General features: G+C 42.7%; 20 protein-coding genes. 2 read left to right on the forward strand and 18 right to left on the reverse strand.

Features of this window, described 5'->3' with window-relative positions; genetic code table 11:
* Positions 1-3: 3 nt before the first annotated feature.
* The 4 genes from AC3IRT_RS07885 to AC3IRT_RS07900 are packed head-to-tail and all read right to left on the reverse strand — an operon-like array spanning position 4 to position 10,169.
* Positions 4-1,944, reverse strand: a complete 1,941-nt coding sequence (locus AC3IRT_RS07885; RefSeq protein ID WP_489395848.1) for a glycoside hydrolase family 26 protein — start codon at positions 1,942-1,944, stop codon at positions 4-6.
* 2 nt (positions 1,945-1,946) lie between these two features.
* The gene (locus AC3IRT_RS07890) at positions 1,947-4,685 is read right to left on the reverse strand and encodes a phage tail family protein (RefSeq protein WP_489395849.1); all 2,739 of its coding nucleotides are present in this window, start codon (positions 4,683-4,685) and stop codon (positions 1,947-1,949) included.
* Positions 4,685-5,197: a hypothetical protein gene (locus AC3IRT_RS07895; protein WP_489395850.1), complete on the reverse strand. Its 513-nt coding sequence runs from the start codon at positions 5,195-5,197 to the stop codon at positions 4,685-4,687. Before AC3IRT_RS07895 ends, AC3IRT_RS07890 begins: the two co-directional genes overlap by 1 nt.
* A complete protein-coding gene (locus AC3IRT_RS07900; RefSeq protein ID WP_489395851.1) occupies positions 5,187-10,169 on the reverse strand; it encodes a phage tail tape measure protein in 4,983 nt (1,660 codons plus the stop codon). Before AC3IRT_RS07900 ends, AC3IRT_RS07895 begins: the two co-directional genes overlap by 11 nt.
* Positions 10,170-10,184: 15 nt before the next feature.
* Between AC3IRT_RS07900 and AC3IRT_RS07905 the strand changes: the two genes are divergently transcribed.
* On the forward strand, positions 10,185-10,376 hold the full coding sequence (locus tag AC3IRT_RS07905) for a hypothetical protein (RefSeq protein ID WP_489395852.1): 192 nt from the start codon (positions 10,185-10,187) through the stop codon (positions 10,374-10,376).
* A 38-nt stretch (positions 10,377-10,414) separates the two neighbouring features.
* On the opposite strand, the gene AC3IRT_RS07910 is transcribed toward AC3IRT_RS07905, so the two are convergent.
* From AC3IRT_RS07910 to AC3IRT_RS07955, 10 genes are all read right to left on the reverse strand, one after another.
* Positions 10,415-10,936, reverse strand: a complete 522-nt coding sequence (locus AC3IRT_RS07910) for a hypothetical protein (RefSeq protein WP_489395853.1) — start codon at positions 10,934-10,936, stop codon at positions 10,415-10,417.
* 72 nt (positions 10,937-11,008) lie between these two features.
* On the reverse strand, positions 11,009-11,548 hold the full coding sequence (locus tag AC3IRT_RS07915) for a hypothetical protein (RefSeq protein ID WP_489395854.1): 540 nt from the start codon (positions 11,546-11,548) through the stop codon (positions 11,009-11,011).
* Between the two features lie 95 nt (positions 11,549-11,643).
* Positions 11,644-12,084, reverse strand: a complete 441-nt coding sequence (locus tag AC3IRT_RS07920; protein WP_489395855.1) for a hypothetical protein — start codon at positions 12,082-12,084, stop codon at positions 11,644-11,646.
* Positions 12,081-12,557 (reverse strand): hypothetical protein, encoded by a 477-nt coding sequence (locus AC3IRT_RS07925; RefSeq protein WP_489395856.1) that lies wholly within the window; start codon positions 12,555-12,557, stop codon positions 12,081-12,083. Before AC3IRT_RS07925 ends, AC3IRT_RS07920 begins: the two co-directional genes overlap by 4 nt.
* Before the next feature lie 18 nt (positions 12,558-12,575).
* A complete protein-coding gene (locus tag AC3IRT_RS07930) occupies positions 12,576-12,860 on the reverse strand; it encodes a hypothetical protein (protein ID WP_489395857.1) in 285 nt (94 codons plus the stop codon).
* A gap of 3 nt (positions 12,861-12,863) precedes the next feature.
* Positions 12,864-13,193, reverse strand: coding sequence for a DUF6706 family protein (locus AC3IRT_RS07935; protein ID WP_489395858.1), 330 nt, complete (start codon positions 13,191-13,193; stop codon positions 12,864-12,866).
* A 3-nt stretch (positions 13,194-13,196) separates the two neighbouring features.
* Positions 13,197-13,454: a hypothetical protein gene (locus AC3IRT_RS07940; RefSeq protein WP_489395859.1), complete on the reverse strand. Its 258-nt coding sequence runs from the start codon at positions 13,452-13,454 to the stop codon at positions 13,197-13,199.
* Positions 13,454-14,542: a major capsid protein gene (locus tag AC3IRT_RS07945; protein ID WP_489395860.1), complete on the reverse strand. Its 1,089-nt coding sequence runs from the start codon at positions 14,540-14,542 to the stop codon at positions 13,454-13,456. The genes AC3IRT_RS07940 and AC3IRT_RS07945 overlap by 1 nt, the downstream gene beginning before the upstream one ends.
* A gap of 6 nt (positions 14,543-14,548) precedes the next feature.
* Entirely contained in the window at positions 14,549-14,947 is a 399-nt protein-coding gene (locus AC3IRT_RS07950; RefSeq protein ID WP_489395861.1) for a hypothetical protein, read from the reverse strand.
* Positions 14,948-14,955: 8 nt separating this feature from the next.
* Entirely contained in the window at positions 14,956-15,603 is a 648-nt protein-coding gene (locus AC3IRT_RS07955) for a hypothetical protein (RefSeq protein WP_489395862.1), read from the reverse strand.
* Between the two features lie 198 nt (positions 15,604-15,801).
* On the opposite strand from AC3IRT_RS07955, the gene AC3IRT_RS07960 reads away from it, so the two are divergent.
* Positions 15,802-16,227, forward strand: a complete 426-nt coding sequence (locus AC3IRT_RS07960) for a hypothetical protein (RefSeq protein WP_489395863.1) — start codon at positions 15,802-15,804, stop codon at positions 16,225-16,227.
* 399 nt (positions 16,228-16,626) lie between these two features.
* On the opposite strand, the gene AC3IRT_RS07965 is transcribed toward AC3IRT_RS07960, so the two are convergent.
* From AC3IRT_RS07965 to AC3IRT_RS07980, 4 genes are all read right to left on the reverse strand, one after another.
* On the reverse strand, positions 16,627-19,239 hold the full coding sequence (locus AC3IRT_RS07965) for a S8 family peptidase (protein WP_489395864.1): 2,613 nt from the start codon (positions 19,237-19,239) through the stop codon (positions 16,627-16,629).
* On the reverse strand, positions 19,232-20,212 hold the full coding sequence (locus AC3IRT_RS07970) for an AAA family ATPase (RefSeq protein WP_489395865.1): 981 nt from the start codon (positions 20,210-20,212) through the stop codon (positions 19,232-19,234). The genes AC3IRT_RS07965 and AC3IRT_RS07970 overlap by 8 nt, the downstream gene beginning before the upstream one ends.
* A 102-nt stretch (positions 20,213-20,314) precedes the next feature.
* Entirely contained in the window at positions 20,315-20,638 is a 324-nt protein-coding gene (locus AC3IRT_RS07975; RefSeq protein ID WP_489395866.1) for a hypothetical protein, read from the reverse strand.
* A 349-nt stretch (positions 20,639-20,987) separates the two neighbouring features.
* Positions 20,988-22,475: a phage portal protein gene (locus AC3IRT_RS07980; protein WP_489395867.1), complete on the reverse strand. Its 1,488-nt coding sequence runs from the start codon at positions 22,473-22,475 to the stop codon at positions 20,988-20,990.
* Position 22,476: the final 1 nt, after the last annotated feature.

Raw genomic sequence — 22,476 nt, forward strand, 5'->3', positions numbered from 1 at the left:
CGATTAATTGTATAAGTTTAATTGTTTGACTGAGTTTTCTAGGATCATATTAGGATTCTGCGCTAACATGGTTCCAAAGTTATTTTCGCCAATTCCTCCTACGTATGGCAAATAATACACGTCTGCCGTGTTACACCAGAAGGATGCGCTAATCAGACGGCGATCAAAGAATTTAATAGCCTTATCGGTAAAGTAACTGTTGCTCGTATATTTCCGCAGACCACATTCAGCCAAAAAGAATCCCTTGTTAAATTTATCGGCACTGTTGGCGATTGCTGAGATACAAGTGGTCAGCAAGCTCTCCAATTGAGTGGATGTATAATTTTCGGAGTCGTAAAAGTCGAATGACAAAAGATCTACATATTGATTACCAGGATAGCGAGCTTCAAATTCAGCAGTTGAATAAACTTTATCGGTATTGTACACCCAAATTAGGTTATTAACGCCGCGTGTCTTAGTTACATATTCCCAAGTAACACGGAAAAGCGCCTTGTATTCCTCATCACTACACATTCCTACTCCCCACCAAAACCAATCGCCGGTGCATTCGTGAAATGGTCTAAATAGAATCGGAATCTTCTTTTCATCTGAACCTACGCATGAATCGAAAAACTCGCAGATCATATCCAGCCAGGAAAAATAAGTCTTAGCCACAACGGGGTCAGTAAGGATTCTAGCAACGGTGTTACCGACTTCTACTATTGCACCCGAGGCATCTCTATTTTTTTGGTCTAACGATATATCAATTGGATTTCTTGTGTGCCACGAAATTGTAGTAATAAGACCGTTATCATAGTTGTACTTAATCGCATCGAGAACCTTGGCTACTGACCCATCAAGCCAAACATTGCCACTCTGACGTTCAATCCATCCTATATCATAGCCAATCAATGCAGGCATTTGCCCGGCAATAGCCTTTACATCGGACTGGCTTGGATCGGTTATTGAACGACCAAAACCTAACGTATTAGCGGATTGTTGACCAATTATAACGTTATCACTTTGTCCGATAGCTATTAGATTATAGAATAAATTTCTCGCTTCTTTGGTCGAATTGGAATTGGATAATAAAACCCCCGATGTATAGGGATTGTCCACCTCAACACCTTGGGCGTTGTCGGTCTTAAAAGCCAATGCATTGACAATGTCTTTAAGGGACTTAAGGTCGATGTTACCAACAGTCGGATTTCCGTCGCTATCAATTCTTATTAGGGTATTTCCATTATTATCAGTCAATAATAAATGATAGTCCTCGTCGGTTAATGAGTCTCCTAATTTGTCATCAATTGAATCCACACCCAGAGAGAGAGTCTGAAAATAGTGTAACAAATCGGGGTAATCCATGAGCGAGACAATGCCATCTTTATCAATTTTGAGCAAAATATTTCCATCATTGTCCGTTAGAGTGTAGATTGAATCATCTTCATTTTTTGCATACATACTGCGATCCGCACCCACTTCGCGCCATTCCATCGATTCTTCAACCGGTGGCTGATTGGTGTTCTTTGTAGCAACTAAGAGATTACCCTTTTCGGAGACAACTGGTTCACTGACCGACCAATCTATTTTTGCAGTAGAAGAAACGATTTTAGTTTTATCGGGTAGAGCACCTAGATCTATCATCTGCCAAGGAGGCGTACCGTTCCAATAGAACTCCCACCTCTTATCACTGGTCACCTCTGGAAATCCTTGATAAAACCCCGGCGCCGGTGTAAACTTCCGCTTCTGTCCTGCTGGTCCTGCTGGAATAACTGCGGGAGCTTGCGCCGTACCTGGAGCGATAGGGTCTATAAGCTCGCCTGTTATTTCAATACTGTTGACCAATTCATTCCGATCGATGTAGCCAATCTCCTTAGTGTCTTTGTCTGAAACCATGAAATTATCAACCTTGGTAGATTGTATTTTTTTGTAGCCTGCTGGCCATGCTTTGCCTTGTTTTGCCATTTTTATTGTGTTGATTGACTATACATTTCGATCCAATATTGTCCGTTATTAAAGAATGTTTTGATTGCTCGTCGCCTAAAAAAATTAGATGGTGTTAGTGATCCATCCAGTTGAATTATTGATCCATTCGTTGAGTGTAATTCGAAATCGTTAGGACTTAGATTTTTAATTGTTACTTGATATCCTAGCTTGGGAAATGTGGGTAGGTTTAACCTAACAGGAATAGTGCTTTCTGCTACAAAAACCGTAGACACCCCATCATCAATCGTCTGATTTGCCGCTGTTATATTTTGAAAATCATGACATACCGCGCGGAACTTTGAAGTGCCATTGGCAATTACTAATGCATAATTATGATTACCATTTCGAGCCTCGAGCTGCAATGCGATGTTTGTGTACGGAAACTGAGCATCCGCAGTGGCGATAGTATTGAAAATGGAAGCCGCTGCCGAACTCCTTGCTCCCATAACTTCCTTGTATAGATTCCATGCGAACTCACGACGTTGCCCTCTGATAGTACCGTTGTCTCGAAGTAGAAAGTACTTTGGTGTCATGAATACGGATTGCTCATTTACCTCCCAAGTATCATCTCTACCGATACGAAGTGAATCTTGATTAATATCGAACCCACCTATAAAGCCACGTGTGGAATATAGGCTGCCATTGTTGAGCACACGGTAAGGCGCCGTGTCTTTCCCTTGTGCATCTGCACCAGCCCAAAATCTCACTGACTGATTCTCTTTATCTGATAATCCGGAAATACCAGCATTGACAAAGCCTTCAGATCCGACAGTAATCACCTGAGCGAATAGGCGCACTACATTGATGAAGTAGGCGGTTATGGTATCTGTCTCAATGTTGCCGCCGCTGATCATCGTGAACATCTTGGTTGGGCGAAAGCTGCGCGATCCATCTAATACGCTTGAAAGTACGCCTAGGTTGAAGTACCAATGCGTGTCGCCAAGTCCACCATCCGTCGCGATCTGTTCCTCACTCAGCACCCATTCACCTGTGAGGGATGTGCGACTACATTTGGCAGCGAGGTAATATGCTTTCAATGGATCTAGTCCTGTCGCGCTGAATGGCGCCAATTGCCAGATGTAACCTAGTCCCTCGATAATGTATCGCTTATGCACCAAACGGCCACCGGTCATTGTGAAAGCATTCGGATCACCGCCGGCATTGACATCCATCACCACATCCACTAAATCATAATACTGGCTATCGGTACCAAAGAGTCCGGCGATCGCTTGAATCAATGGATTCTCCAAGTTGCCATCAGGATCGAAAACCATGCTCTTAAATTCGTTTAACGCCAATATGTTGCGACGATCATTCTCCCAGCTCTCACGACTGACTTGCGTCACGACGTTCCGCGTGTCTCTGATATCCTTCTCGATCTTCTGCACCCGGGTGTAGGTAATATCATTGCCTACTTCGCACGTAAACTGCATACCCTGCTCTAGTACGTCCGGAAAATGGGCTGGATATGAAATGGATGTCACGCGGATATCTTCATCGATCCCTTCACTTGCATCTTTTATGTTGATGATATCACCTTCCCCAGGTTCAACTGCTAGGCGTTTCAAATGCAAAACATCGATATCTAGATCGTAAGCCAAGCGCGGCACGCTATTGTCTGCAAAGTATTCCTGACGCTTTTCGTCTAGCTTAGCAAGTGCTGCCGTAACATATGTTTCTGGCATACGAATGCCAATCAGCGTATATTGATCGCCTACCTCTGCAACTAAACCTGCTCTAGGCATCAAAGTACCGTTGCTTTCTTTATTGGCTTCGTAACGGATAGATTTCCTAGTGGGATTGTATGATAGAATTTTAAACTGCATGCCCGAAAGAATGCCAGATTTAAAAACGATGTACGCATCCTCTCCGGCTATACGAAGGCCATTCAAATCAAAATCCAGTGCTGTATCGATGATCTGAAACGTACCTTCATTGATTTGACCAACCTCGGTTGCGGACGACGTTCGATTTGGATAGATTTCCAAATCTTCAACATAGCCTTCTCGCAAGCCGTACTTTTGAATGAGTGCCGAATCCTCCAAATAACCAGGAACGGTAAGCTGCTGGTACGGATAATCTTTAGGCAAATTCTGCGTGCCACCGTACGCGTATGCTCTTGTGATTATACGGCTATTCTCTAGCAGATTTCTAGTAAGGCTGTATAGGCCATTACCCATGCCGTAGCTAAAAGATAATGTCGTAGCTGTCCCGATCGTCTTTTTGATACTGATTACCTTTCCTTTGATCTGCCATTCATAAGCAAATGCTTGAGCAATATCGTTAAGCGCGGAGTAACAATCTACTTTATCAAAACGTAATGATATTGGCTCTGTTGCATCCAGCTCACCTATCGACCAACCTGCATCCACGCTATTGACGTACTCCAAAAACATAGACATAAACACATCCAATTCCCCGAAGTAATCAAACGTAGCTTTCCCTTCATCCTTTAAAATGAATCTTTCGAGTGTATGGCGCTGGCCTTGAAATGTGAGGTTGTATTCTTTCAGATGTGTTAGCGTTCGCTCTGGATCATTATTGAGCGTCATTAACTCGCCCTTATAAGTGAGCGTATCTCCAACACGCAAATCAAGATTTACCGGCGTAGCAAATGAGAATACCAATTCATGCTCAGCCATCAGCTTGCGAGTGAAGGTAGCAGCATTTAAAGGCAGTTCTATTGTTGATACGTTACGTCTGTATACTTGAATATTCATTAGAATTGCGTTGTGTAGTCCATTACATATATTTCTTCGCCTTGCTCTGTCAATACGATGTTGTTGATATCCTCTAACCGAAAAAGCTGCTCGGTAGGTGCGAAGTTGTTTTCTAGCGTTAGGGTAAACTCGCAGTACAATTTGCCTTTGCTCCAGATCGGATTTAGCGTATTGAATGAACCGCTCTCGATGTATCTCAATGCAAAGCCTCTTCCGAGCGTTTGGCTGAAAAGAGTGAAACCTTCTGGTTTGGATATTAGCTCCAAAATGTCCGAACGCTTCTGCTGGAGATCACCGATGCTATCAGCTGTCAAATAGCAAGCGATGCTATACTCTAATGGCTCGTACACTGTCGGAGATGTCGTGTCGTACTCTCTACCGTGCTGATCAGGCCATTCGTTGTAAAAGCGCTCTTTGGGTTTCGGAAGCTTTAGCAATTCGCTGTACAACGATCCTCTGCGGAAGTACAGGCCAAGCGATGTTGCTGGAGTGGTGTTGAGGTTAGTTGACATACTTACCTCCTAAGTTTCGGTTGACGGCTTTTAACTCATTCAGCATATTAGCAGTGTTATTAGCGATATTCAGTGCTTCTGAGGCGGTATTGTAGGTATTCACCTGAATAGCATTTAGAGCGATCAATTTATTTTGCGCAACCGCCAGTAGATTGACTTGTGTTGCTTGCTGGCTATGCAAAATATTAAGCTGCTGCTTGGCAATATCATAGCCAGCGCGGTACATGCCGACAATCTCGCCTCCAGTTGCTTCAGTTAGCTGCCTAGCTACTGATTCTGATTTGAGAGATGACGAGGATTGGCCAGTCATATCAATTCCCGTTGCTTTTTCAATTGCTTCCCACCTCTTTTGGCTATCTTCTCCGATTTTCAAATACTCTTGCCTTTTTTTATCAATTTGCTCTTTTGTCGGCAATCCATCACTACCTTCTAACATATTGTAAAAACTATCAAACCATGGTTCCAACTGCTCTTGCATCAGTTTTTGCTTGAAAGAATTCACCAAAGCTTTTTGCATTATCTTCTCGAAATTGTTCCCAAAGTCTTCTGCGGCTATAGTTCCGTTTTCGAACATGGATGCTATTTCGTCTGCCAACGCACTAATAGATGTACCTGTTAACTCAGCCTTTAATTGCTTTAAAATATTTTTGTATTCTTCCGTTTTATCTTTTAATTCTATCAGCTTTTTGATAGTATCATCGTCTAGATTAGCATTCTCAAGAAGCCACTCAATAGATTCGTCGCCTGTTAGCTTTGCCGACTCACGTATAGCTTTTAAAGCTTTTTTGTACTCCTCTGCTTGATTTAACCAAGTATAGTTTGGTCCAGTCCCAGAATTTTTAGAATTTTCAAACATCCAACGCGCATGTTTTTCGGCTTCTTCTAAGCTTTTCTCTGTGATTTTACCTGCGTTATATTGATCGATGTAACCGTCAGTCTTCCTGTCCCCAGTATATTGAACGCGTCCTTCCAAAGAATCTCTTATACCCCTTTCTTGGTCATCTAGTTCTTTCAAAATTGAGCGGTATTTATCCAATCGATCTGTACCGTATATGTCATTAAGAAGATTTAGCTGATGTTCGAGAGCACGATTCCGAGCTTCCATCTGCTTTTGCTCCATGGCTTGCTTTTCTTGCCACTTATCTTCTTGCTTGGAAAGTACATTGCTGAAAATTCCGCCGACGGCCGCGACCAGCCCTCCAAACGCTCCACCAAATGAAGCTAGTCCGGACATTATATCACCATTTTTACTGGCCTGTTTCATCCCGACAAGACCAGCCCTAACGTCTGAAAGTCCTGATACTAGATTCGTTACATTTTGCAAATTCTTACCTAGAGCATCATCAATAGAGCCAAGCGATGATGATATTCTGCCAATCGAAGCTGCTAAAGCGTCAAAGTTTGCAACTATCCTGTTGTCTAATGCCTCATCTATTTCAACAAAGAACTTTGTGAAAAAACTTCGTAAGTTGTTGATCTCTCCTTGAGTTAACTTTGAGCCGTGTATGTAATTTTCGAACATCTTTTTTGCTTGCTTGGCTGCATTTCTACCAGCTTTTACAGATAAGTCTTCGAAATCTTCTGTCAATTTTTTAAACTCTTCCAAAGACATCAAATTGGATTTTCCAATTTCAGCCAACGCTTTATCACGTTCCTTCCTCGCTACCTCAGCACGTTCATTTTCTCCAGCAGACTCAAGCTTTGTTATCTCTTCATTTGATTCACGTAAAACCGTTTTTCGCTTCTGTTCGAAAGTTTGATAAGCATTTATTAGTTTGATAAACTTCTGATCTTGACGCCGAACCTCCTCCTTATCAAACGCCTCGCCTCGCTCCTTTAAAGCCTTATCAGCTTCTTGCTGCGCCAACGTCAATGCTGCCGGAGCACCGAACATCCCAAAGGCTGAAGCGGTCATTTGTGCCGCACCAATTTTTGCGCGCTCCTGTTCGATCCGTTGGCGGTAGCTTTTGATGAGTTCTAGTTCCTTGGCAAATCGCTTTTCAGCAGCTTCAATTGAAGTTGATTCGGCGTATGCATTGTATTCATCAACCAACGCTTTTTGCGCGTCAAGTGACTTGGCTAATGTGGTAGAGTTTTGCCTAGTCTCTGCCTCAGAAACCTCAAAATCCTTTGAGCGCTGCAATCCGCTCATATCAACTTTGAAATCCTTATTCTTTGGATTATCGTAGAATTTTCGAACCTCTTCCTCAATCTTTGCATACTTGTCTTTAATCGATGCAATCTCCTGCTGATCACGGGTTAGATTATTTCGTGAAGCCTGCTCATTAATCGCATCAATAGACAACTGCAACGCACGCTGGCGTTCGAATGCTTGTCTGCGCTGCTCTTCAGCTCGTTTAGCGGCATCCTCGGCTTTTTTACGAGCTGCTTCATCAACATCACCAACTACTGTATTATCTACCTTTTTAAAACGTGCTGGTAGTTCAGCATCCACTATACCAGCATTAAAGAATCCATATCTATCTAGGACATCACGCTGCTCGCTAGTAAGTGTGTTACCAATGCTTCGAAGTTCTTCAGCTGTATTCAGTAGTTCGTTCTTAACAGTGGCAAATCTTTCTCGATGCCTTTCTAATCCAAGTTCATCGAATTTGTTATTGTTTAGAATTTTATATGCTCTATCGGCCATTTTAGCCTGCTGCTCGAACTGCTGATTCAGTTCACGAGTGGTTGACAGGTTCATTTCTCTTAGTAACTCACGGTGCGCTTCTGTAAGCCCTAAAACCTTCGATCGATTAATATCCAAGGCTTCTCCCAAACTGTTCCATCCCGATACTGCCGACGGCATTACAGCAGCAATTTGCTGAATGATATCCTTCAATTCTTTCTGTTGCTTGGTGTTTAAGTGACCGCTATGCTTTAATTCATCGTAGCGTTCTAAAAGCGGCTTTATTTTACCTTCTGTCGCAGCCACTTCATTACGCTGCTTGATGTATTCCTCGGTAAGAGCTTGAGTTGCCGAACCAGCAGGTGTGATAGCTTCAATGATGTCCGCAAAGAATCCTACAATAGCAATTGATGATTTACCAATAACTCCCTGCCCATTCTCGATGCTTAGCACAAGATTGTCCCAAGCGATCCCAACGCGCGCGGATTGATTCACCAACTTCTGAGATGCCGTACCAAACTCATCATCCATAGCTCCAGTGGCATCACGAACTTTCTCTAAGGAATTTGTTAATACATCGTAACCATTAGTTGCGAGTGCGCCAAGCACTGTCCTATCTCTGATGGCACTAATACCAATCGCAGAAAGAGCCTGATTAACTCCAGATGCACCACCTTTAACTTTATTCAGCCCACCAATAAAATCAGTCAGTACGCCTGCTGCATCTGCTCGGAATCTCGCTCCTAGTTCAGCCTGAGTTCCACCTACTAACTTTAAAACTGTCTCAACTCCTTTACCAGTACGAATTACCTTTTCTAGAATACCAAGCGTACGACCCATAGTAGATCCAACAAGCTCGGCCTCTACACCGACTGATTTGGTAGCTGTTGCGTAGGCAAGCACTTCTTGGCGGCCAATCTTGTACACACCTGTTGCCTGCGCAATACGAGTAGCATTGGCCAATATCTCTGCCTCAGTTGCTGGGAAGTTATTACCTAGATTGACAATCTCATCACCAAAGGCTTTTACATTCTGAACACCACCATCCACAAGCGTTAGCAAACGAGCGATCTGTGCGCCACCTTCTTCACCGCTGATATCAGATGCTGTTTCCAATTTGGCAAGCGCCTCGGTAAATGCAAGAATGTTAGCAGATCCCTTAACACCTAACTGACCAGCAACAGTAGCGTATTCTAATAGTTTATCAGTGCTTACAGTCTTAAGTGAACGGGAAAGCTTAATGATCGCATCAGATAAGCTTTGCAATTCAGCGCCAGCTAAACCAGTAGTTTTGCTCACATTCAGCAAGCCATTGTTAAAATCAATTACCGTCTGTTTGTTGCCAGTAAATAACTTAAATAATGCAGTAACTGCTATGATGAGAAGGCCGATCGGGGAAAGTAGGAAGGAAACGATGCCACGGCCCATGGTGACAAATGCAGCACCTAGCTCTTTAATAGCCGCAGGCTTACCTGCCAATTGATCTATGGAAGTGCCGAACAGCCCAAGCTTACGGTTGATGTCCATAATGATAGGGCTCATCTCTTCCATTGCGCGACCGTAGTCTCCCACATGCCTCTGGTGAAGTCCTAAAGTTGCATCGATCTTTTTGATGCCACTATCGAGGTATTGCGTTTGTTTAGTTAGAGCTTCAGCCTTTTGGCGTAAAAACTCATAAGCAGCAGAGTTCTTTTTGCCTTGGCGCTCAAGACGAAACATCTCAGCAAGTAAATCTTTAGTTTCCTTGCGAACTTTGCCAAGGGCTTGATTTAGTTGATAGTATTCGCTGCTTTCTTGTTGTAGCTGCTTGCGCCGACGGGCAGCCGCTTTCTCCAGCTGTGCCTGTTGGCGTTCCGCATCTTTAAGGACCTTCTGGGCATCACGAAGAACCTTTTCAGCCTTTCGCTCTTCCTCGGTAGCTTTACGGCGTTCCTCAGCTTGTTGTTTAAGGGCAAGGTTATATTCTACCGCATCCTTACGGCTTTTTTGAAGTTCGATGTTGGCTTTTTGCTGAGCTTGGGTTAGTGCTTCGGTCTTCGCTTTCTTTTCAGCTAAAACGGTAGCGGCCTCAGATTCAATTTGCTTGAGCGTTGTAAGTTCGCTCAACTCCTTTGCTCTTTCTTGACGGAGATTTTTTAGCGAATTAACCGCAGCTTCCTGAGCATCTTTAAGGCTAATTTGTGCCCGGCGTACGTCCTCTATACCAGCAGCAGCTTTCTTTGCATCATCTGCTCCGCCGCCAGATCCTGCTTGAGACGAAACACCCGTATTCGACAAAAGCTCACGTAATCTTCTGCGAGCTTCAGCATCATCAACAACAACCCTATACCTTAAATCAGCCATGTATACCCGAGTTTTGTGGGTATTTCAAAGTTCCCTATTCAGGATAGGCAGGGCAAGCAAAGGGGGTTGCAACGGATGCCTGTTGCAACCACTACCTTACTGATCCCTACTTTCAAACATGGCAAACATGTCAATCACTTTACCATCACTGCTACGTCGTTTGCTTGGCGTATCATCGGAATCTCCTGTGGCGGACGGCATGCATAATGTGTACAATAGTAAGTTCTGGTAGGAAGTCTCCCAGACTAGCTGATGCTCGGACCATCCTTTGGTAGCGATGGCGGTGTTGATGATGGTTGCCCATGGGCTTGCGGATCCTGGGTATCGCTTAGATTCAGACTTTTGGTCAAAGCCAAAATGCCGAAAAAAGTCGATAAGTCCAACCTCCGGTAGACTTCCGATATCGCCTCTGCTAATTCAGGCATCGTAAATTGTTCACTCAATGCAGCTAGTAAGTCTCGGCTTGGCATTTTTGCTCCCCGACTCACAGCCATACCAATCACTTTAGTTAGCTTAGGTAGATTACTCTTTAACAGCACATTGATCTGGTCAGATTGAATCATCCCTTCAACCTCCTCACCACCTAACATATCGTCAAACTCTGCGGCAATTAGCTGAACTTTACCAAGCGGAAGTCCAGGTATGGACAATTCTTTCGTACGATACAATCCCAACACGCGGCCAATAACACCCCACTTCGGCACGCGAACCACGCCTATCTTGGTAGGTTGGTCAGTAAATGTATTTGCAATTTCTCTTTGTGTCATTTTTCAGATGTAAAAAACCCCTACTTGATTACGTTGGCAAGTAGGGGCATGTAAACTTTAATACTTAGCTCATTAAGCTACCGCAACTTTCTCGTAGTACCAAGGTGATACTGGATCGCCATCTGCATCGCTCACCGCCGTTGCTTCTGCTGTGAATCCTAATGACAGGAACTCAGCACCAGTCTTGGTCAATGGGTTTTCAATACGAGCCACAACAGCTCCGTTCAAAATGACGAACACCATCTTATGACCTAATCTAGGACGTGAGGTAACACGCACAGCAAGACTGACTACATTGGCGCTATTGATTGGCGCTTCGAATTTGTTGGTAGCCGTGGAATTTGCAATACCTTTGAAAAGCAAATCAGCAATCTTTGGATCAAGGTTCAACGACTTGCCGGTAACGCTTGCGCCATCTCCTTCTTCGCCGACAATTGCCCAAACACCATCCTTATCCTCAACACGAACTTTGGTAAGCGTCGCTTCTGGAACGTTGAATGATACCGATCCATCCTCGATGTCGGTAAACTTTACCCAACCGGCGGCTGGTAAAGTGCCATCTGCACCAACCGGTGCAAACTCAATAGATTCTACTCCTTTTACTGGAAACATATTATTCTTTGTTAGAGACCAACGAGGTTGCCTCCTCGTGTAATTCTGTTAATTAACTAGCGAATGGTCGCCACCCTAGCGATATGCCGCCACGCCTATATGATATCTTTCCGTAGAAAGGTATACTCCACCTGAATATTATAAATCCACTGATTGCCGTGATTATCCACTTGCCCAGGATCACGCAGCTTCAATGAAAAGTCAAAACCTTCAAAGCCATCAAGAGCAGCTGCCGCAACCTTTCCCAGTTCATGCAATCGCGGTATATTTGGTTGTGTGTTATCAATCGCTGTCGGATTATCTCCGCGCTGGCCAGTAAGATTAGGAACATGGAAGTTGACATTCAATATGCCGCCTTGAATTTGATCGGCATCCCAGATGAGCGTATTGATTACACAATCTTCCTTAGTGCTGTTCAACTTGCGCTGTAGAAGTCTAATTTCACCAGAAAGCATATCTGCAATGCCAACGCTAAAAAGCACAAGCTTCACATCTTCCATCCCATCGACTGAACTTTTCAATTCTCGCTTGCTCATACTTCTATTTCATTGAACGCTTGATCCAAACTCTTTTCGACTTCTCGAAGCGCATCCCTCACGACTGACTTACCATGAGCATTCTCTAACCAGCTGGCGTAATCCATACCTGCCACTATTGTAATCCCCCAACCCGAAGAATCACCACTACTCCGCGCAAGCTTTACTTCACGCAATGCCAATTCACGGCCAGCATCCATTCCCGGTGCTTTATCCGTGCCATAAGGTGCTAACTGAAAGTCCTCATGCAGAATCACACCATTACGATAGATAATGCCTCCAGTAGAAGACCGCAGTTGACCCGTCTGATCATCGTAACCATCGTCTGGGCGCATCTTAGCGCGCTGAATCTCCAATGCTCTTGCAAGCACCCTTTTGAATGCATCTAGCGTTTGACGGTCCATTTCTTCTATCTGCTCGAGATACAATGCATCAAGTTCCGCAGGTGTCATATCTAATTCAAGTCTAAACATTCCGCATATCCTTCGTGATTATACATACGCTACACAATGAAACTGTCCATGGTGAAATATTGCTACCGTGTCGTTCCAAACTATAACCTGTCCTCTTTCATCATATCCGGTGACCAGCTCCCCGATAGCTAGATTTGGCGTCTCCTCTGGCATGGCGATCGTATATTGCACATCAACTTCGTTACCGTCTTTTACCTTCTTCATACCGCGACTTCGCGAGTTGGGATAGAATCTACAAGGCAATGCTTGATCGATCGTTTCTCCCTGCCTAACAAGCTTATCTGGATATTGGTCTGGATACATCTTCTAATGTGTATTTGATAAATCAACGAAACCTGAGTCACCTAAGGGCTCAATGATACCCCATTTGGCTAGGATACGCCTGCGCATATCTGCTAATGCTTGTGCATCCTGCTGAGTAATCTGGTAATCGAGTTCGCGAACAGCTTTTGGTAGCGTGATAAGAAAGTCAAGAAGTGCAGCGCGAGACAGATCCATAGATTTAGTCTGATCGTTGTTACTTGATTCACGTGGTGCGTCTGGCGCCAAACCGTGCTCTTCCAAAATTAATGTGACCGTAGCATCCGGGAACTTATATCCCATCGATGCCTTCAAGACTTCCTTAACGCTTGCCATATGCTATCCCTTCTTTACTAAACCACGTTTCACACAGCTAGCCAAACGCCCCTCGTCGAAATGAGAAACATCATCACCTTCCTTCCACATCTTGCCGAAATTGTCTTTATCAGCAAATGGAGTGATGACGGTGTGTTTCGCTGGTTTTGCCTTACCTTTAGACTTGCTTGCATCTACTGTTGCCGCTGCCTCATTTGCGCCTTGCGCAGTAGACGCAGGAGCAGTTGCCTCCGCTCCTGCTTTTGTATTATCCTCTGCCATTATGCTTGAATAGTTTTAGTGTCCAACAAATAGATTTCGTCGATGGCCGTAACCACCGGTACCACGCGAGCCTGAGCGCGCGTCACCTCTTTCAAGGATGGTGTTGTTTGACGGAACTTGCTCACCAAGATATACTCATTGGCTTTGCTGTACTCCACACCAGCTTGCTTATGGTTTTCCTCTGCCAATCGTGCGTAAACCAACTCACCTACGGTAGTAGTAGAAACAAACACCATAGCACCTGCCGCGAAAGGCTTGATCGTTGTGCGCTTAGCGTTACGCTCCACTTTAACAGTACGATCCACCTTAATGAAGGTAAAACCGAAACGTTTGCTCACTAGAGAGTTCAATTGATCGAAATCAAGGTTTGGAATCTCTTTGTTGCCAGTACTATTTTGGTTAAATGAGTAATACTCCTTAGCTTGGTTGGTCGCTGCAATAGCGTTGATCGTTGGCGTATCCGTGTAAACTGCAACAATGGTATTACCGTCTTCCGTGGCTTTGTCAACAATACGTTGGAAGTCATCAAATGGCTTCGCATTTACCTTATCGGTATACAAAGCTTCCGCTCCGAACTTATGATCAACCTTGTACTTGTAATCACAGCGAACACCAACACCGACATTCTCCGGATCATCTACGATGGTAATACCGGTAGAAAACCCTTGCAAGAAGATGGCTTCGTTACGCTCGTAAATTGCACCGATAGCACGCGGCGTATCAGCAAATAGCTTCGCAATCACCTGCCCATTGGTTGCGCCATTGGCAATCAACGTATCAAGCTGAGTAAGTTCAGTCTCATTTAATGCAAGCTCGATACCCATTTTAGGGATGTCACCGCTCGCCTGCGAGATCTGATCACGTGACTTTAATGGTAATTCCGAATCCATGGCCACCACATCTGCAGCAACTAAGCTAAAGGATGCTGATAGGCTCTCCCATTTCCCTGTTACAGAGAAAACCGGACGCAACATTGTCGTATGCAAGTAAGCCAATGGCCGCTTGGTATCGTTTAATGTTTCGACCGTACGCACAATAATTCCCGGAAAGAACTTTTGTACCCACTGAATAAATAATGATTTTTCCATAAGTTCTTAGTCCTCTCTGAAAATGATTAATGGCCCTAAAGCCTCCATCGCCTCTGCTGTAGGCTCAATGACACACGCTTTGTGGTTTACTGTACCTCGCACTAACAGACCAGCGGCAGGTTTCGCTTTTAAGACCGTATTGATCTGCACGTGAGCATACTCATGATCCGCAGGCAAAGCTAAATATGCATCACCAGCCGGATTTACTGGCATTGGCTTGAAAATCTTTTTTGTCGCGGTGTCTGTGATGATCACATGACCTGCATTGATAACCTTCGGCGCGAAGCCTGTGACATCAAGCGCGCGGCCACCACGGACAGACTCCAAATTCTTGGTGACAATCACCGTGTCCTTGGAAGCGTCGACGATGGTACCGTCGTTGTCTAAATTTATTACTGTTCCCATTTGATTATTTATAATCCAATTTCTCCCATTACCGAATCCAACTCTTCCTTAGTTGCCTCGGTTATTTTGCCGTCTTTACCGACGCCTCGAAATGGAGCATCATTCCCTAATTTACTCTCAGCTACGGTTTGGGTATGCGTGGTGAAGTCTGTTTCTACCTCGCCCAGGTACTCATTGAAGGCTGCATCGTCTGCGAAAGACATTCTGCCAAAATCGCGAAGTACTTTGCCAGAATACGATTCGTCCGCATCCTTGATCTTAGCTAAGATTGCGGAGCGACGGTCATTAACGACCTTGTTTCCCTCAAGAGCAGCAAGCTTTTCTGTAACGGTCTTATTCCCTTCGATCAAAGCTTTCGCCCATGCGGGCATATCATCGGTCGTTGTTGGCTTAGCAGGATCTACTGGTGCTGGATCGTCGGCCGGCTTTTTCAACTTATCCAATTCCGCAATCTTTGTGCGGTACCGGTCGTCGTCTTTTGCAATCTCAGTGAATGCATAAGCCTCATTGAATGCAACCAACTTTGCTTCCAGTTCCTCTTCCGTGGTTACCTTGTCCTTTACCTTTTCGATCAGCTCATTCACACGAGCCTCTGAGAGTTGTGCGCCTCCAAATTTGCTTTGAAGTAATGCTCTAATTAGTTTTTTGAAGTCCATTTCTTTGTGATTTAGTTATAACCGTATAGAGCTGCGCTGCTCATACGTGTACGCCTGATTACAAAAGTATGGAGGGGTGATGGTGGGTTAAAGTGTTAGGGGTTGCAACGGGGGTCGGTTGCAACTGGTAAGATGCATTATGGCTTTCCGTATTTTGGATGATTAAAGAGTTGTATCTTTATTAAAAAACCAAAAATTATGATAGAATTACTTGCCTTCGTCTTATCAGTAGCCATTTTAATTTGCTTTTTTGTCCTTTGTGCTAACACCGCAAGCATGAAGAAGGAGATGGTCAAACAGAACAAATTGCAAACTGCTATTCTAAGGAAGTTAGAATCTTGGAATGACAAGAGTGGTTTACGGACCTCACCTACTGTATTACCTTTTTACCTTTTCGTATATGATTCTCAAGACCGGAAACTAATGATTAAAAACACTACGACTGGTGGTTACGAATCACTACCAAGAACATCAGAACATGCGATTTCTATGACAAGCAAAAATGCAGATATACAACTTGAAGTTATTCAACAGGACGGGGTTATCAATGATCTTCACGTTATAAAGGTCAATCTTAAGCCAGTCGTTGATAATTTGATTGACATATCGGATCACCTTGAGTAATAAAAAAGCCTCCCCGAAGGAAGGCTCAATAATCACGTACTACTATTCAATTGTACTACTATTCTACTTTTTATATCTCAAAGGATCTGTCAGTCTCACGACAACTAGTGTATTTTTATCCTGACCTAATAACTGCATGGTAGTTGAGATGCCACTAACGAATGATTCTATTGCAGCTAACATTGCTGATCCTATTTTATTCTTAATCCTTACCATATCTATACATGTTTTAGTTGAACTATCTGTTTAATAGGACAACATGTGCTGCGATGGATAGTTTCCTATGCTGTTGGTTTCGGGTATTTGGTGGTGGTGGATTGTGTGAAGTACGGGCGTGCGTAAAAGGATTAGATACAAAGAATAGAAATTAAAAAAATTATTAATTGAAATAGTCCCTTGTTAGGCGCGCGGTCTTACTCTATCTCTAATTCTCTCTCTAACCTCTTCGTAAATCTCAGTATGAACATTTTCTCTTATTTCCAGAGTCACGCAAAGGCCGTATCTAGTTTCGGTATTAATAGAAAGGCCTGAAGCATCTTTTCTACAACTAATTTTAATACTTAGTGTATCACCATCTATAAATGCATCCGCGCGATTGCCAATCAAAATATCATGTTGGACTGTGCCTTTCTTGGACATGCGATAATCACTATTTTCCCTTTCCAAGTCTATTAACTCATTTTCGGATAAGTTATTGAAAAATAAATGAGATTGTCTATAATTGCTGCTGTTAAAATTAAGAGGACTTAACCACGCTAAAGTTATAGTCAGTTTTTTTTCAATATTAATTCCTGCTAAAGATGGAGGTAATGGGAACGAATATAAATGTGCATTAGCATCCTCTCTACAAGTGAGTTTACCAAATCCTAAAAGTGTTACTCGATGATCAGTACAGTACAATATTCTTTCAAAGTCCACCGATCCATATCCAAGGTATGGATGAATATGTTTTTTTAGCGAATTCGGCGCTATTTGACCAGTATCACGAAGTATTGACGACAACTTAACTTGCGCATCTTGCCAGTTTGCACCATGAACTAGCAGTGATTTTATTAAGACAGTGAAGTACTCTGAGGGTAAGACTGGGTTAAGACGATCAACGTTGTAGTTCTCTAACATCTCATATAACTGGCATGCTAATCTACTCGTTAACGCTGCAGAATTACTTGTACCGTGCAAGTAGCCGGCCTTATTCAAATTTCCTTCATTCCCCGGAATTGCACATAGATGCCCTGGGGGATGGCTGGCTAATGTGTTAGAATCAAAGGTTAATTTAGTCAGGTTTCTATCTCTCTGCAGATAAGGTTTTCGGTACGCTAGTCGTCCACCTGGCATTAACATATCAGGCTTTATAGAACCATTGAAGCCAAATCCAATCCTACTTAATGGGCTCAGGGTATTTCTATTGATAATTACGCTTTTTCTTGGCTCAAATTCATCGCCTTCGAAATCATCAGTATAAGTTGATCCAACTGTTATTGAATTAATAGATTCAGCGGGAGTAAGTATTTTTCTATTAAAATTACTCTCCACAATACTCATCAGTGTTTTCTCTTCAATATCATCAGAGGACAATTGATCAAAATCTAAAGAAGGTATATTTAGATACAAATCATCAGTATAATTTCCAGCGCTGATAATGAACAAAATATTATATTTGTTTGACAGCCAATCTATCAATTTTGCCCAAGAACTTATATTTGTATTAAACGGACGATAAGGATCACAAACTGAAAAATTTATAATGTGGACATTGGGAGCAACTGGACCAATTTCGCCATCGCCTTCAATAATTCGTCTTATAGCTTGATGAACAATATCAATAGGTAGTTTGTCCTCCGGCAAGCACTCGATGCCGCCGTAAGATCTTAAAATTGGGCGTACATAAATAGGTCGATTTAGTGGATCTTCATTGCTATTTAAATCTCCATTTATTATTAATGAAGCCATAGCTGTACCATGATTTCGTTCAGAAGATATATACGTCTGAGCATAATTTTCGGGATCGTCTACTATAATATGATCTCGTATCTTATTATGATTTTCTAAAGGTAATCCATCTAACAGTGCTAATATTGGCTCTTCAGGTCTAAAATTTCTATCGTCAAAAACTACATCTTCTACGTCCTGTAAATCAGCATCTTGCTTAGGAAAAAAAATAGCTTGTCCGACTGGTCGAAAATATAGGATCTGCTGAGCTTTTAAAAATTTAACATTCGTATCCTCAGATAATATATCAAAACAATTTAATGGCGCTTCGGCGATAAATGCATGGTATGATATTTCTGGAATTACACATCTAGATCTAGCTTTTGTTTCTCCTCCATTTTCCTGAAGTAGCCTGCTAACCAATTCAAAATTTCTCTGATTCCTGGCATCATCTCTGTGATAAACAAGTTCAATTTCAAAATTTATACGCTCTATTTGATTTGATCTAAACTCATTCAAATAATCGATGAAACCAGTATCTTTTAATCTATCTTCAATACTATATGGTCGCAAATCATTTAGTTGGTCAAATAGATTTTTAAATTTACTTGTGCCCCGAATAAATTCTTCCTGATTGTTTTCATTCTTATATTTACGCCAGTATTGCTGTAGCTCTGAAATTGCCCTTTCGTTTGTCATAGTTAGAAACAAACGAGATAATACCGGTTTATCAGTGCGTTCCCCCGATTTGTCCAGAGTAAAAAAATCGTCATCAGCGCTAAAGGTCTGCTGTAATTCAGACAAAAATTCCATACCCTCAGTTTTGCTGACAGCTCCGAAAAAATCATTCAGCGTTCCTGCAATCTCTAGCACTAGAATCATCTCGGAAACAAGATTCTCAGGACTTTGTGCCAAAAAAGCAGTTTGATTTTCTAATACTGTTTCAAGGTTATTAATCTCCCTATTAAGCCTTTCAATTTGCCTATTTTTATTGGGATAATGGGTAGTTGTTCGCCCAGAAGGAAGAGCATCTTTAGATGCGATTGCAGGTTCTGAAAAGATCAGTATCGGTTTTTTAGCCATCACTTATGTGAAACTTATGGTTAATTTGGTTGATGGATTTTTTGATAATACGATCAATATTTCCTTCTGGAAGTGAAAGTATATATTTTCTTTGTATATCTAAAATAAATTCTTCAATCTCAGAAAAACTCAACCCTACCAATCTTGATGCTAATGATGATGTAATAAGGTTCACATCAAGGTTGGACCTTTGTAAAAAATTAAAAATCCAGTGCTCAATCATCTTTTTATCGGGCTTATCCATTTGTAGTTTGATCTGAAATCGTCTCCAAACTGCCCTATCCAATAATTCTGAATGATTTGTTGCAGCTATAACTACCACATAGCTAGGCAAACTATCTATTTGAAGTAACAAGGAACTAACAACTCGTTTAATTTCACCAGTTTCATGTATGTCGCCTCGTTCTTTACCGATCGCGTCAAATTCATCAAAAAAAAGTACGCATTCTTGCGTTTTTATATAATCAAACATGACTTTTAACCGATTCGCTGTTTCGCCCAAATAGCTCCCTACAATACCATCATATCTTATAGTATACATCGGCACCATCAATTGCTCAGCAATGCCTTCGGCCAAAGAAGTCTTTCCATTTCCTGGAGGCCCCACCAAAAGAACTCGATTTCTTGGTTCTAAATTATATGACCTTAAAAGCTCGCTTCTGTGATGCTCTTCAATCATTTCAGAAATTACAGTTCTATTTTCGTCGTTTAAAATAATGTCATAGAAGTTTTTTTTAGGGATTGTTCTTAATAAAAAGCTTTCAATTTTTTCATACTCTTTACGGTCACCGTTTACTTGCCGTTGCAGCGGATAATTTTTGCTATGTAAAGCATCTTCTAGCTGGGCTGCAACAACATTATGTTGCTTTCCACGCTCCTCCGCAATCAAAGATTCTACTACCTTTTTAAATAGGGCGTTATCTCCACCGGCACCTGCTTTAACTAATTTTAATATTAAATCTGCTCTAGCCATTTAACTTTAAATTGAGAGACTCCGCACCAAAGCTGCGCATCTGACACAAATATCAATAAATATATAATATTTACCGCGAACTACCTTGAATATACTTAGAAACTAAAAATTATCCCACCCATACTTCTTAGCAATCCTCCTAATCACCCATTTGCGGTAGCGTGACGATTTTGGATAAATGTCCAATAGGATTTCTTTCCATGTAGTATGGTTTTCACCTTCAAAGTGCTTGGTGAAATACAAGCGATATAGTGTGATCAATTCTAGTGATTCCAATACAGGTTTGATTACTCTTTCGAATAGAATCAGGCAAATTGCATATGGTAACCCAAAAAAGAAGTAAAGTATTAATTGCTTCCAATTATCCGAAACTCCACCAGCTAAGAATGCATTAATGATAAAGTATATATAGATGGCGTGGATCATGGCTCTTTATTGTGTCCCCTGTTTTTAAATAAGCCGTGAGAAACGGGGGGAGTCCCACGGCCATACTAACCAATTAACCTAAATTATGAAGTGGAGCGCAACGGTTTCGAACCGCCACCACCTGCCCTATGCAGAAACGCCCCATGATTAATTAACAACCGTCGCAGGTTAATAGGATGCGTGGTAACACATCCATGATCGAGCATTTGCGATCCCTTATTGCTTTTTGATTAGCTCACCCCTATCGGGTAACGGTTGTAAAAAGAACTATCATGCTTTCACAGGCATGCTGCATGCTTTCCCTTGCATATTCAAATATAATAACATGTCACGACATGTCATAATTATTTTAAATATTTTTATCATCCTTACTTGCAGCCGTCACCTCACCCTTCATTCGATCCATTTCATCCTGAACATTGGTCACAAGTCCACTGATACCCATTGCAGTCTCAACGCTGATCAATCCACCATCTTTCGCTTTAATAGCTAAGCCTACGTCGGCATCTAGATCCTCTAACTGAAAGTGCGGCGCTTCGAATGTGACGCTAAGCGTCTGCATAGCGCCAGATACAGACGTATCCATGCTTGCCAGCAATGCCATCTCCAGATTGATTCCTCGTTGGATCAGCTCACCGTAGCCGCCTTCAATTTCCCTCCGACTAGCCAAATGCGCATCAATAAACACGCGATCAAAAGCCACTCCAGATAGGTTCCCTAAAGCCTTCATTTCCTCAAAGCTGATGTTTGGAGTTTGGGTTAGTGAGTAGATGAAGTTGACCAGCGTATCAATCTCGAGCTTAACCGCATCGACTGACTGATCCCAAGTTACGTATTTAGCATCAGCATGCTCACCAGTAAGCAAAACAGCCTTACCACTCTCCCCTTTCTCCTGAGCCTGCGCTCCAGTTGCTCCTTTGAATATAAGCGTTGGTGATGCGTGGTAATCATTGGTATCTGCAAAGTTGGATATCACCGTTTCGAGACGTTCAATCAGCGGTTGCACGTTCGCCCATATTGGACGGTCCTTGCTGTAGTAGATCACTGGTATCTTTCCATATGGAAGATCAACCGTATCAATCAATGCCCATCCCTCACCTGCTCCGGATCCACCACCTTGCTGAAAGCGGTGCAGTTTATCCTGGCTGTAAACATCAAGGCATTTAACCTTATCATCACCTCCACCGCCGGTGCCGCCTGTTTCCTCCCCTGCTTGCTTTTCAATCTCATAGCCACGACCAAAGTAGACTAGGTCACCATGATTATCGAAGACTGGAAGAAGCGTATCACCTTTGCTTGGCGCAAGGATCTGCACCTTAAAATTCTTCTTGACTGCACTGTAGCCGCCCCAATGGCTTGCATCCATCGTATCAACAGAGTACCAAAGCTTAGCAGATTGCAGCTCACGGTTCATTAGATTAGCTAGTTCCGATTCCTTGAAGGCAACTTTATTATTTTCACGAAGGCGTTGTAGTAACGAGAACGCGCGCTCCTCTTGCTGCCCTTGCGGCTCAGAGAACAGCTTTACCTTGCCCAGGTTCATAAAGGCCACACGGCGCGTTACAATGATGTCCTGGAGCGATAAGGATAAACGCGCAGGATCAACGTAAGCAGTTTGCGTTGACGGCGTCACACCATCAGCCATCATCACCGGCTTACCATCCGTGCCCATCACCTTCTTGACTATAGCCTTCTTCTTACGAATCTGCTCATCGTGAATAGCGTGATCATCTGGATTGATTTCTAGGTTCACCTCATAGGTAGGCGCTGCCTTCTTGCCCATCTCTTCGATGATTTGGGGCTGAACTGGTGCTTGTGCTTGTTTTGTCTGCTTCATA

The sequence above is a fragment of the Sphingobacterium sp. KH_072 genome, assembly GCF_057837975.1.

Bases quoted from the DNA above. Each gene is read 5' to 3' on its own strand.
- AC3IRT_RS07965 (WP_489395864.1), bottom strand. From the start codon at position 19,239: ATGGCTAAAAAACCGATACTGATCTTTTCAGAACCTGCAATCGCATCT.
- AC3IRT_RS07885 (WP_489395848.1), bottom strand. From the start codon at position 1,944: ATGGCAAAACAAGGCAAAGCATGGCCAGCAGGCTACAAAAAAATACAA.
- AC3IRT_RS07960 (WP_489395863.1), top strand. From the start codon at position 15,802: ATGATAGAATTACTTGCCTTCGTCTTATCAGTAGCCATTTTAATTTGC.
- AC3IRT_RS07890 (WP_489395849.1), bottom strand. From the start codon at position 4,685: ATGAATATTCAAGTATACAGACGTAACGTATCAACAATAGAACTGCCT.
- AC3IRT_RS07940 (WP_489395859.1), bottom strand. From the start codon at position 13,454: ATGGCAGAGGATAATACAAAAGCAGGAGCGGAGGCAACTGCTCCTGCG.
- AC3IRT_RS07955 (WP_489395862.1), bottom strand. From the start codon at position 15,603: ATGGACTTCAAAAAACTAATTAGAGCATTACTTCAAAGCAAATTTGGA.
- AC3IRT_RS07920 (WP_489395855.1), bottom strand. From the start codon at position 12,084: ATGAGCAAGCGAGAATTGAAAAGTTCAGTCGATGGGATGGAAGATGTG.
- AC3IRT_RS07950 (WP_489395861.1), bottom strand. From the start codon at position 14,947: ATGGGAACAGTAATAAATTTAGACAACGACGGTACCATCGTCGACGCT.
- AC3IRT_RS07900 (WP_489395851.1), bottom strand. From the start codon at position 10,169: ATGGCTGATTTAAGGTATAGGGTTGTTGTTGATGATGCTGAAGCTCGC.
- AC3IRT_RS07925 (WP_489395856.1), bottom strand. From the start codon at position 12,557: ATGTTTAGACTTGAATTAGATATGACACCTGCGGAACTTGATGCATTG.
- AC3IRT_RS07895 (WP_489395850.1), bottom strand. From the start codon at position 5,197: ATGTCAACTAACCTCAACACCACTCCAGCAACATCGCTTGGCCTGTAC.
- AC3IRT_RS07945 (WP_489395860.1), bottom strand. From the start codon at position 14,542: ATGGAAAAATCATTATTTATTCAGTGGGTACAAAAGTTCTTTCCGGGA.
- AC3IRT_RS07970 (WP_489395865.1), bottom strand. From the start codon at position 20,212: ATGGCTAGAGCAGATTTAATATTAAAATTAGTTAAAGCAGGTGCCGGT.
- AC3IRT_RS07910 (WP_489395853.1), bottom strand. From the start codon at position 10,936: ATGACACAAAGAGAAATTGCAAATACATTTACTGACCAACCTACCAAG.
- AC3IRT_RS07935 (WP_489395858.1), bottom strand. From the start codon at position 13,193: ATGGCAAGCGTTAAGGAAGTCTTGAAGGCATCGATGGGATATAAGTTC.
- AC3IRT_RS07980 (WP_489395867.1), bottom strand. From the start codon at position 22,475: ATGAAGCAGACAAAACAAGCACAAGCACCAGTTCAGCCCCAAATCATC.
- AC3IRT_RS07915 (WP_489395854.1), bottom strand. From the start codon at position 11,548: ATGTTTCCAGTAAAAGGAGTAGAATCTATTGAGTTTGCACCGGTTGGT.
- AC3IRT_RS07975 (WP_489395866.1), bottom strand. From the start codon at position 20,638: ATGATCCACGCCATCTATATATACTTTATCATTAATGCATTCTTAGCT.
- AC3IRT_RS07930 (WP_489395857.1), bottom strand. From the start codon at position 12,860: ATGTATCCAGACCAATATCCAGATAAGCTTGTTAGGCAGGGAGAAACG.